The organism is Curtobacterium luteum, from assembly GCF_001475545.1.
Lineage (GTDB): Bacteria > Actinomycetota > Actinomycetes > Actinomycetales > Microbacteriaceae > Curtobacterium > Curtobacterium luteum_A.
The window spans coordinates 30,379-41,199 of sequence record NZ_LDQC01000095.1; the positions used below are offsets into that span (position 1 = coordinate 30,379).

Here is a 10,821-nt window from a genome sequence, read left to right on the forward strand (position 1 = left end):
TCCTCCTGCTCCTCGACCCGGAAGGCCTGCATGCGCATCCTCGTGTGGCACGTCCACGGCGGCTGGATGGACGCCTTCGTCCGCGGCCAGCACCAGTACCTCGTCCCGACGACCGCGGCGCGCGACGCCGACGGGCTCGGACGCGGGGGCCGGGACTGGCCCGACTCGGTCGTCGAGATCGCCCCCGAGGACGTCGCCGACGCCGAGGTCGACGTGGTCGTGCTGCAGCGCACGGAGGAGCTCGAGGCTGCCGAGCGGCTGCTGGGGGGCCGCTCGGTACCGATCGTCTTCGTCGAGCACAACGCGCCGCGCGTCGACGTGCCGAACAGCCGGCACCCGCTACGGGACCGCGACGACCTCGTCATCGCCCACGTCACGCACTGGAACGCCCTGATGTGGGACTGCGGCACGACACCGACCACCGTGGTCGAGCACGGGGTCGTCGACCCCGGGCCGCTGTACACCGGGTCGCTCGAGCGCTTCGGCGTCGTCATCAACGAACCGGTGCGCCGCGGCCGGGTCGTCGGCAGCGACCTGCTCCCCCGCTTCGCCTCGGTGGCGCCCGTCGACCTCTGGGGCATCGGCTCCGAGCGGATCGGCGAACTCGGCTTCGGCGATCGCGTCGTCGCACAGGGTGACGTCCCCGCCGACCCGATGCACCGCGCGCTCGCGGAGCGTCGTGCGTACGTGCACCCGAACCGGTGGACCTCGCTCGGGCTGTCGCTCATCGAGGCCATGCACATGGCGATGCCCGTCCTCGTCCTCGCGACGACGGACGCACCGCGGACCGTGCCCGCCGACGCCGGCGCGATCGCGACGGACGTCGACGAGCTGGTCCGTGCCTCCCGGCTGCTGCTGGAGGACCCGGACGAGGCGCGCCGACGCGGTGCCGTCGCCCGGGAGGCCGCGCTGGAGCGCTACGCGCTCACGCGGTTCACCGCCGACTGGGACGACCTGCTCGACCGGGTCGTCTCCGACCACCGGACCGCGCGCGCCGCGCGGCGGAACGGCACGACCGAGGTCGTGCTCGAAGGGAGTGCCCGATGAAGATCGCGATGGTCTCCGAGCACGCGAGCCCGCTCGCGACCCTCGGCGGCGTCGACGCCGGCGGCCAGAACGTCCACGTCGCCGAGCTGTCCGGGGCGCTCGCCGACCGCGGCCACCAGGTGACCGTCTACACCCGACGCGACGCGGCAGACCTGCCCGTGCGGGTGCTCCTGCGCCCCGGCGTCGAGGTCGTCCACGTCGACGCCGGGCCCGCCCGCTCGGTGCCGAAGGACGAGCTGTTCCCGTACATGGGCACGTTCGCCGCCGTCCTGGCCGCCGAGTGGTTCGTCGACCGACCCGACGTCGTGCACGCACACTTCTGGATGTCCGGGCACGCCGCACTCGACGCCGTCGCCCAGGTGCAGGCCCGCACCGGCGGGGTGCGGATCCCCGTCGCGCAGACCTTCCACGCGCTCGGGGTCGTCAAGCGCCGCCACCAGGGTGCGGCGGACACCAGCCCGGCCGAGCGCGAGTGGGTCGAACCCGCCGTCGGACGGAGCGTCGACCAGGTCGTCGCGACCTGTTCCGACGAGGCGTTCGAGCTCAAGGCGCTCGGGGTCCCGCTGCACCGCATCTCCGTGGTGCCGTGCGGCGTCGACGTCGAGACCTTCCGACCCGACGGGCCCGTCGAGGAGCGCGGGCGCACGCAGCGGGTGCTCACCGCGTCCCGACTCGTGCAGCGGAAGGGCGTCGGCACGACCATCGCGGCCGTCGCCGAGCTCGTGCACGAGGGCCGCGACGTCGAACTCGTCGTCGTCGGCGGTGCCGGTGTCGCGGGGGCCGACCTGCCCGACGACCCGGAGTACCAGCGCCTCGACGCACTCGCCCGGTCGCTCGGCATCCGGGACCACGTCCACTTCCGCGGGCAGCTCGGCCAGCACGACATGCCGGCCGTCTACCGGAGTGCCGACGTCGTCGTCTGCGCGCCCTGGTACGAGCCGTTCGGGATCGTGCCGCTCGAGGCGATGGCGTGCGGACGGCCGGTCGTCGCGTCGAGCGTCGGCGGCCTCATCGACACGGTCGTCGAGGACGCCACCGGCCTGCACGTCCCACCGCGCGACGAGGACGCCGTCGCCACCGCGATCGGCGCGCTCCTCGAGGACCCGGAGCGACGCGAGGCGTTCGGCGCCGCCGGCCGCGAACGCGCGGTCGCCCGGTACACGTGGCAGAAGGTCGCCGCCGAGAGCGAGCGCGTCTACGACCGGCTCATCGCCGGCGGCGGCGCGGTCGCGGACACCCGCTCCGGCGCACGTCGCGCCCCCCGTCGCACCGCGACCACCGAGAGGACCGCACGATGACGATCTCCCCGACCGAGACCACGCCCGGCGCCGCCGGCGCCGGTCCGACCACCGTTGCCGACAGCGTGCGGCTCGTCCGCGACCACGTCGCCGCGTCCGTCCCCGTCATCGCCTCGCTCGTCGACCACGGCGACCACATCGCCGCGTGGGCCGACGACATCGCCACGCGGCTCGTCGCGGGTCGGCGGCTCCTCGCCGCGGGCAACGGCGGATCGGCGGCGGAGGCGCAGCACCTCACGTCCGAGCTGACCGGCCGGTTCGACGGGGACCGCCCGGCGTACTCGGCGATCTCCCTGCACGCCGAGACCTCCGCCGTCACCGCGATCGGCAACGACTACGGGTACGACGAGGTGTTCGCCCGCCAGGTCCGGGCCCACGCCCGCGCGGGGGACGTCGTCGTGCTGCTCAGCACGAGCGGCAAGAGTCCGAACCTGCTCCGTGCCGCCGAGGCCGCACGAGCCGTCGGTGCCCTCGCGATCGCCATGACCGGGCCCCGGCCGAACCCCCTCGCTTCGGTCGTCGACGACGCGATCTGCATCGACGGCCCCTCCGCGAACGTGCAGGAGGCCCAGCTCGTCCTCGTGCACGCCCTGTGCCGCGCGATGGAGCCCGCCCTGCGCCGCGGAGCCCGCCGGTGACCGGGGGCGCACACGACACCGCGCGCCGGATCGTCGTCGTCGGTGACACGCTGCTCGACGTCGACGTCTCCGGCACGAGCGAGCGCCTCAGCCCCGACGCCCCGGTGCCCGTCGTCGACGTCCGCACCGACGACCGCCGCGCCGGCGGCGCCGGACTCGTCGCGACCATGCTCGCGAAGGACGGGCACGACGTGACCCTCGTCACGGTCCTCTCCGACGACGGCCGCGGCGAGGAGGTCCGTGCGCTCCTCCCCGGTGTGCACGTCGTCGCCGGGCCGTCCGGTGCGCCGACGCCGGTGAAGACCCGCGTCCGCGTCGTCGACCACGCGCTCGTCCGCATCGACGAGGGCTGCGCGACCCCGCCCGTCCCCGACGTCACGCCCGAGATGACCGGCGCGCTCACGGGGGCCGACGCGATCGTCGTCGCCGACTACGGCCGCGGCGTGGCCGCCGCGCCCGCCCTCCGCGCGGCACTGTCCGCCGTGGCCGCGCACACGCCCGTCGTGTGGGACCCGCACCCGAAGGGCGCCGAGCCGGTCCCCGGGACCACGGTCGCGACCCCGAACGCCGCGGAGGCCCGGACCTCCAGCGGCCTCGGCGGCGACGGCGTCCCGTTCGCGACCGACGCCGCCGCAGCGCTCCGCGAGCGCTGGGGCACGCATGCCGTGGCCGTCACGATGGGCGACCGCGGCGCGCTCGTCGCCTCCCCGTCGGGCAGCCGCTTCGTCCCGGCGCCCTCCGTCACGGTCGGCGACCCGTGCGGTGCCGGCGACCGACTCGCCGCCGGGGTCGCGGTCGCGCTCGCCGGCGGTGCGGACGTCGTCGACGCCGTGGCAGCCGGGGTCGCGGACGCCTCCGCCTACCTCGCGGCTGGTGGTGTGACCGCACTGTTCGCCGACCGCGGCACCGAGCCGGTGGCCGTGCCGGGCGTCGACCGGGACGCGATGCGTCTGGTGCACCGGGTCCGCGCCGAGGGCGGCACCGTCGTCGCCACCGGTGGCTGCTTCGACCTGCTGCACGCCGGACACGCCCGCACGCTGTCGGCAGCCCGGGCGCTCGGCGACTGCCTGGTCGTGTGCCTGAACTCGGACGACTCCGTCCGGGCACTCAAGGGACCCGAGCGACCGATCATGACGCAGGACGACCGCGTGGAGCTCCTGCTCGCGCTGGACTGCGTCGACGCCGTCGTGGTCTTCGACGAGCACACGCCGGACGAGGCCCTCCGCCGGTTCCGTCCGGACGTCTGGGCGAAGGGCGGCGACTACGACGCCGCCGACCTCCCCGAGGCGGCCACCCTCGCCGAGTGGGGCGGGCGCGTCGTCACCGTCCCGTTCCACCCGGGCCGCTCCACCACCCGTCTCGCCGCGGCGCTCGCGCACGTCGGCTGAGCGGCACGCCCTGCTCGCAGCCCGCGGGCCCAGGAGCGTGCCCCACCCTCACGAAAGGATGTCCATGCCCGTCCCCACCACCCCCATCGGACGCGTCCTCGTCACCGGCGGCGCCTCCGGCCTCGGCGCGGCGGTCGTCGCTGCCGTCACCGAGGCCGGCGGCACCCCCGTCGTGCTCGACCTCGCCGTCGACGCCGTGCCGGAGGGCGTCGACGCCGTCGCGGTCGACGTCACGGACACCGCCGCGACCGAGCAGGCGGTCCGGGACGCCGCGGAGCGCCACGGCGGTCTCGACGCGGTCGTCACCGCTGCCGGGATCGACAAGCCGGCCCCGATCGGCGGTATCTCGTCCGGCGACTGGGAGCGCATCGTCGCCGTGAACCTCCTCGGCACCGCCGCGGTCGTCCGCGCCGCGCTGCCCGCCCTCGAGGCCTCGCACGGCCGGGTCGTCACGATCTCCTCGTCGCTGGCCCTGCGCGGCGTCGGCGACGGCACCGCCTACTCGGCGTCGAAGTTCGGCGTCCGCGGGTTCTCCCAGGCACTCGCCGCGGAGACCGGCGGTCGCGTCGGCGTCACGAACGTGATCCCGGCGGGCATGCGCACGAACTTCTTCGCCGACCGCACCGAGCAGTACAAGCCGGGTCCGGACGCGCAGCTCATCGAGCCGGAGTACGTCGCGAACGCGATCGTCTTCGCCCTCGCGCAGCCCGCGGGCTGCGAGATCCGCGAGCTGTCGATCATGCCGGCGACCGAGCCGAGCTGGCCGTAGGCGTCACCCGGGCGTGGTGGTCGCGACCACGTGACGGACGGGAGGCGCGGTGCCGGCTGGCACCGCGCCTCCCGTCCGTGGTCGCGTCGCGACCCGGTGCTGTCAGCGACCCAGCACGACCGGCGGTGTCGCGACGCGACCGTCAGCGTCGCCGTGGGACCGTCAGCGCCCCCGTGCGACCGCCAGTGTCGCGACGCGACCGTCAGCGTCGCCGTGCGACCGCCAGCGCGCCGTGCGACCGCCAGCGCCCCCGTGCCGACCGCCAGTGTCGCGACGCGACCGTCAGCGTCGCCGTGCGACCGTCAGCGTCGCCGTGCGACCGTCAGCGTCGCGACGCGACCGTCAGCGTCACCGTGCGACCGTCAGCGTCGCGGCGCAACCGTCGCCAGCAGGTCGGCGACGTCCGCCAGCACGACCTCGGGTGTGACCTCGTCGACGAAGGACGGGTCGTGCTCGCAGCGTTCGGCCGTCCACCCGACCTGCGTGACGTCGATCCCGCACACCGGGCACCGGGTGACGTAGGACATGTGGACGCGGTGGCGTCCGCGGTCGAACGGACCCGCGTTCACGACGTTGCCGAACCAGAACACACCGACCGTGGGCGTGCCGACCGCGACCGCGAGGTGCCGCGGCCCGGAGTCGTCACCGACCATGACGTCGGCAGCGGCGAGCACCACGGGCAGCTCGGTCAGGGGCAGGGCGTCCACGAGGTCGTGCAGGCGCGCGGGGTCACCGAGCTCGGCGCGGATCGCATCGGCCGCCACCCGGTCCGAGGCGTCCCCGACCAGGAGGACGTCGTCCCCCGCCGCCAGTCGTGCCCGCGCGATCGCCGCGAACCGCTCCGGGCTCCAGCGGCGGCGCGGGTCCGTCGCTCCCGGGTGCAGTGCGACGAGCCGGTCCGCGACCCCCAGCCGCTCACGGACCGCGGCCCGCTCCGGCTCCGTGACGAGCACGCGCGGATCGAGCGTCACCGGAGCGGCCCCGGCGAGCGAGACGACCTCGAGCCCGCGGACCACCTCGTGCTGGTAGTAGACGTAGCGGACCCAGCGTTCGAGGACCTCGGCGTCCTCCGTGGCGGTGCCGACGGTGTGGCGGGCCCCGAGACCGAGGAGGAACGGGTTGGAGTTCCGGCCACCACCGTGGAGCTGCACCGCCAGGTCGAAGCGTCCGCGCGTCCGGGCGTAGAACTCCTCCCGGCTCGGCGCTCCGTCACCGGAGTCCCGGACACCCGTCGCGATCGGCAGTTCCTCGAAGGCGTGCACGGACGCGGTCCGACCGGCGAGCACCGCGGGCGCGACCGGGGTGCCGAGCAGGGTGACCCGGGCGTCCGGGTACGCGGCGGCGAGGGCGTCGATCGCGGGCAGGGCGAACAGCAGGTCTCCGAGTCCCCCGCCCCGCAGCACCGCGACCTCGTGGACGTCGTCGAAGCGGGGACCACCGTTGCCGATCAGTTGCACCGGTCCAGGTCTACCCACCCGGGGCCGACAGTCCGGCACCGGATGGACGAGAAGCGCGGATCCGTGACCGTGCCCAGGGCCGTCCGAGGAACGTGCGAGTCCCGCACGGAAGGACCCGCATGACCCTCGCCGCCCCACGCACCGCCCCCGCCACGACCGGCTCCGGCTCGTCCGACATCGTCGTGACCGACCCGGTCGACGGCTCCGTCGCCTCGACCACCGCTCGTGCCACCGCCGAGGACGTGCGGGACGCCGTCGCACGGGCCCGCGCGGCTGCACCGGCCTGGCGTCGGACGGCCCCCGCGGAGCGTGGGGCGCTGCTCCGGGCCGCGGCCGAGCACCTCCGCCAGCACACCGACGAACTCGCAGCGCTGAACACGCGCGAGACGGGGAAGGTCCCCGGGGACGCGCGCGGTGGGGTCGAGGCCGGGATCGGCACGCTCCTGCAGTACGCGGAACTCGGACCCGTGCACCGGGGCGAGTCGCTCCGTGGCCAGCACGGCGCCGCCGACTGGACCGTGCCGCACCCCCGCGGCGTCGTCCTCGCCCTGACACCCTGGAACGACCCGGTCGCGGTGGCGTGCGGGATCCTCGGCGCGGCGATCGTCACCGGCAACACCGTGGTGCACAAGGGCTCCGAGCGCAGCCCCGCGACCATCGCCCGTCTGAACGACCTCCTCGCCGAGGTCCTGCCCGACGGCGTCCTCGTCGGGGTCGACGGCGACGCGGCCACGGGCGAACTCCTGCTCGAGCAGGACGGCATCGACGTGTACGCGCACGTCGGCTCGACCGCGACCGGCGACCGACTGACCGAGGTCGCCGCCAGCACCCGCGCCCACGTCGTGCGGGAGAACGGCGGGAACGACGCCGTCGTCGTCGACGCCGACGTCGACCCCGCGTGGGCAGCGGCGCAGGTGGCGCTCGGGGCCTTCGCGAACACGGGCCAGATCTGCACGAGCGTCGAGCGAGTGTACGTCCACCGTGCGGTCGCCGACGCCTTCGTCGCCGCACTCGTCGCCGAGGCCGACCGCCGCACCACGGCACCCTCCGCCGAGTACGGCCCGCTCGTCGACGACCGGATGCGGGACGCCGTGCACGCGCAGGTCCGTGACGCCGTCGACCGCGGTGCCGTGCTCCGCACCGGTGGTGTCGTCCCCGACGGACCCGGATCGGCGTACCCGGCCACCGTGCTCACCGGGGTCACCGACGCCATGACCGTGATGACCGAGGAGACCTTCGGCCCGGTCGCCCCGGTCCGCGTCGTCGACTCGTTCGACGAGGGCCTCCGGCTCGCCGCCGCCGACCGCTACGGGCTCGCGGCGACGGTGCTCACGAACGACACCGGCAACGCGCTCCGGGCCGCGGCGGAACTGCCGGTCGGCACCGTCAAGGTGAACGCCGTCTTCGGCGGCGCCCCGGGCGGCAGCGCCGAGCCCCGCGGCGCGTCCGGCTCCGGGTTCGGGTACGGCCCACACCTCCTCGACGAGCTCACCACCACGACCGTCGTCCACCTCGAGCCCGCCGGCGGTGTCCGGTGACCGCCGACGTGCGCCTCGTCCGCGAACTCGTGGGTCGCATCGACGACCGCGAGCCGCTCGTCGTCGTGATCGGCGACGGCATCCTCGACCGCTGGACCGTCGGCGAGGCCGAGCGGGTCTCACGCGAGGCCCCGGCCCCGATCGTCCGTGTCACCGAGAGCATCGCGGTGCCGGGTGGCGCGGCCAACACCGCCGTGAACGCCCGCGCGCTCGGCGCCCGGGTCCGCATGGTCGGGTACGTGGGCGACGACGAGTCCGGTCGGACCCTGCGCGACCGGCTGACGGCGGCCGGCGTCGACACGTCCTTCCTCGTGGAGGTCACCGGAGCCCGCACCACCACGAAGGACCGGGTCGTCGGCGGGGACCGCGTCGTTGTCCGGGTCGACGACATCGCCGCGCCGCCGGACGATGCCGCCCGGGCACGATTCGGCGAGGCCGTCGCCCGTGCCGTCCGCTGTGCCGATGCCGCGGTGGTGTGCGACTACGGCCTCGGGGTCGACCCGGAGACCGTCGTCCCGATGCTCGACCGGGACCGTCCGGCAGCCGTCGTCGTGGACGCGCACGACCTGACGCGCTGGGCCGGACTCCGGCCGGACCTCGTGACACCGAACGCCGGCGAGACCACGGCACTGCTGGCCCGCTCCGGCGTGGACGGAGCCGCTGCCACCCTCGGCCAGGGCTCTGCACGTGTCGCCGCGGTCGTCGACGCCCGCGACACGCTCCTCGCCGCCACCGGGGCCCGTGCCGCCGTCGTGACCCTCGACCGCGACGGGACCGTGCTGCTCGAACCCGACACCGACCAGGCCTTCCGGACCCGTGCGACGCCCGCCGCGGAGCAACAGGCGTCCGGGGCCGGCGACACGTTCTGCGCCGGGGCGACCGTGGCGCTCGCCGTCGGCGCCGACCGTCGGCAGGCCGTGTCGTTCGCCCAGGCCGCCGCCGACGTCGTCGTCCGCGAGGCCGGCACCTCCGTGTGCTCGGCGCGTGCGCTGGTCGACTCCGTCACCGCGCCGGCCGAGACCGTCGTGGACCACGACGAACTCGCCGACGCCGTCGCCGCAGCCCGCGCGGCCGGTCGCCGCATCGTGTTCACGAACGGCTGCTTCGACGTCGTCCATCGTGGGCACACGACGTACCTGCGGCAGGCGAGCGAGCTCGGCGACCTGCTCGTCGTCGCGCTCAACGACGACGACTCCGTGCGCCGGTTGAAGGGTCCCGAGCGGCCGATCAACACCGCCGAGGACCGCGCTGGCGTCCTCGCGGCCCTCGCGTGCGTCGACCTCGTCACCGTCTTCGCGACCGACACGCCCATCCCGTTGCTCCGGCGCATCCGGCCCGACGTCTACGTCAAGGGCGGGGACTACTCCCCCGAGATGCTCTCCGAGACCGCGGTGGTGCGCGAGTACGGCGGCGAGGTCGTCATGGTCGACTACGTCGCGGAGCACTCCACGACCGCGGTCGTGCGGCGCATCCGCGAATCCTCGTGACCGCGCGCTGGTCCGGCGACTGGGCGCGGCCCCGGGTCGACGGGACAGCGCCCGCGGTCGACGTCCTGGTACCGACGGTCGGCCGGTCCGCCGAGCTCGCGACCACGCTCGCCGGGCTCGCCGCACAGGTCGACGTCGACCTGCGGCTGGTCCTGAGCGACCAGTCCGCGGACGGGGACGCCGCCTCCCGGCCGGCGGTCGCCGCCATGCTCCGCGTCCTGGAGGCACAGGGCCGGCCCGTCACCCTCCTCACCCACCACGAGCGGCTGGGGCTCGCAGAGCACCGGCACTTCCTGCTCGACCACGCCTCGGCGCCGACCGTGCTGTTCCTCGACGACGACGTCTGGCTCGAACCGGGCAGCGTGCGGCGGATGCTCGACGCGCTCCGGACGCTCGACTGCGGCTTCGTGGGCTCGGCGGTGCAGGGGCTGTCGTACCTCGCCGACCGGCGCCCGCACGAGACCGCGGTCTTCGAACCGTGGTCGGACGGCGTCGAGCCGGAGGTGGTCCGCCGCGGGACCCCGGCGCACGACCGCTGGTCGCTCCACAACGCCGCGAACCTCGCGCACGTCGCCTCGGACCTGGGTGTCGAGCACGGCGGCTGGGTGCCCTACCGGGTGGCATGGGTCGGCGCCTGCGTCCTGTACGACCGGGAGCGGCTCGAGTCCGTCGGCGGGTTCCGCTTCTGGCCGGAGCTGCCGCCCGAGCACGCCGGTGAGGACGTCGTCGCGCAGTGGCGGGTGATGGAGCGGTTCGGCGGTGCCGGGATCGTGCCGTCGGGTGCGGTGCACCTGGAGTCCCCCACCACCGTGACCGACCGGCGCGTGGACGCGCCGGACGTCGTCTTCCGCTGAGGGCGGAGCTCCGCGCCGTGCGACGTCGTTCCCTCAGCGAGTGCGATGGCAGGTGAGATCGGGCGTTCCCAGCGGAAACGATCGACGAGGCACGCCCGGATCGACCAGGCACGCCCGGATCGGCCAGGCACGACTGAGTCGACGAAGCGCGCCCGGATCGACGGGGCCGGGGCGTCGCGTGCGCGATCTGACCCGAGATGCCCGTTCTTTCCCACACCGTGTGCGATGGCAGGCGAGATCGGGCTTCCTTGGCGGAAGCGATCGACCAGGCACGCCCGAATCCGCCAGGCACGCCCGAATCCGCCAGGCACGCCCGAATCCGCCAGGCACGCCCGAATCTGCCCG

At 75.0% G+C, this 10,821-nt stretch carries 9 protein-coding genes; 8 read left to right on the forward strand and 1 reads right to left on the reverse strand.

The annotated features are described in order from the left end of the window. Positions 1–30: 30 nt before the first annotated feature. The 5 genes from NS184_RS14885 (at position 31) to NS184_RS14905 (ending at position 5,140) form a co-directional block, all read left to right on the forward strand. Entirely contained in the window at positions 31–1,047 is a 1,017-nt protein-coding gene (locus tag NS184_RS14885; RefSeq protein ID WP_058726878.1) for a glycosyltransferase, read from the forward strand. After that, positions 1,044–2,345, forward strand: a complete 1,302-nt coding sequence (locus NS184_RS14890; protein WP_058726879.1) for a glycosyltransferase — start codon at positions 1,044–1,046, stop codon at positions 2,343–2,345. The genes NS184_RS14885 and NS184_RS14890 overlap by 4 nt, the downstream gene beginning before the upstream one ends. After that, positions 2,342–2,983 carry a D-sedoheptulose-7-phosphate isomerase gene (locus tag NS184_RS14895; protein ID WP_058726880.1) on the forward strand — a complete coding sequence of 214 codons (642 nt, stop codon included), beginning with the start codon at positions 2,342–2,344 and terminating at the stop codon, positions 2,981–2,983. The genes NS184_RS14890 and NS184_RS14895 overlap by 4 nt, the downstream gene beginning before the upstream one ends. After that, complete coding sequence (locus NS184_RS14900; RefSeq protein WP_058726881.1) at positions 2,980–4,371, forward strand: PfkB family carbohydrate kinase; 1,392 nt, start codon at positions 2,980–2,982, stop codon at positions 4,369–4,371. The genes NS184_RS14895 and NS184_RS14900 overlap by 4 nt, the downstream gene beginning before the upstream one ends. A gap of 64 nt (positions 4,372–4,435) precedes the next feature. Next, on the forward strand, positions 4,436–5,140 hold the full coding sequence (locus NS184_RS14905) for an SDR family oxidoreductase (RefSeq protein WP_058726882.1): 705 nt from the start codon (positions 4,436–4,438) through the stop codon (positions 5,138–5,140). 362 nt (positions 5,141–5,502) lie between these two features. On the opposite strand, the gene NS184_RS14910 is transcribed toward NS184_RS14905, so the two are convergent. Further along, positions 5,503–6,597: a glycosyltransferase family 9 protein gene (locus NS184_RS14910; RefSeq protein WP_058726883.1), complete on the reverse strand. Its 1,095-nt coding sequence runs from the start codon at positions 6,595–6,597 to the stop codon at positions 5,503–5,505. Between the two features lie 119 nt (positions 6,598–6,716). Between NS184_RS14910 and NS184_RS14915 the strand changes: the two genes are divergently transcribed. From NS184_RS14915 to NS184_RS14925, 3 genes are read left to right on the forward strand one after another with little or no spacing between them, the layout of a single operon-like run. Beyond that, complete coding sequence (locus NS184_RS14915) at positions 6,717–8,135, forward strand: aldehyde dehydrogenase family protein (protein ID WP_058726884.1); 1,419 nt, start codon at positions 6,717–6,719, stop codon at positions 8,133–8,135. Next, positions 8,132–9,622: a D-glycero-beta-D-manno-heptose 1-phosphate adenylyltransferase gene (gene rfaE2, locus NS184_RS14920; RefSeq protein ID WP_058726885.1), complete on the forward strand. Its 1,491-nt coding sequence runs from the start codon at positions 8,132–8,134 to the stop codon at positions 9,620–9,622. Before NS184_RS14915 ends, rfaE2 begins: the two co-directional genes overlap by 4 nt. Beyond that, positions 9,619–10,476 (forward strand): glycosyltransferase family 2 protein, encoded by an 858-nt coding sequence (locus tag NS184_RS14925; protein WP_058726886.1) that lies wholly within the window; start codon positions 9,619–9,621, stop codon positions 10,474–10,476. The genes rfaE2 and NS184_RS14925 overlap by 4 nt, the downstream gene beginning before the upstream one ends. The last annotated feature ends 345 nt before the right edge of the window (positions 10,477–10,821 follow it).

Excerpts from the sequence above, each read along its gene's own strand:
- NS184_RS14890 (WP_058726879.1), top strand. The coding sequence starts at position 1,044 with ATGAAGATCGCGATGGTCTCCGAGCACGCGAGCCCGCTCGCGACCCTC.
- NS184_RS14905 (WP_058726882.1), top strand. The coding sequence starts at position 4,436 with ATGCCCGTCCCCACCACCCCCATCGGACGCGTCCTCGTCACCGGCGGC.
- NS184_RS14895 (WP_058726880.1), top strand. The coding sequence starts at position 2,342 with ATGACGATCTCCCCGACCGAGACCACGCCCGGCGCCGCCGGCGCCGGT.
- NS184_RS14885 (WP_058726878.1), top strand. The coding sequence starts at position 31 with ATGCGCATCCTCGTGTGGCACGTCCACGGCGGCTGGATGGACGCCTTC.
- NS184_RS14915 (WP_058726884.1), top strand. The coding sequence starts at position 6,717 with ATGACCCTCGCCGCCCCACGCACCGCCCCCGCCACGACCGGCTCCGGC.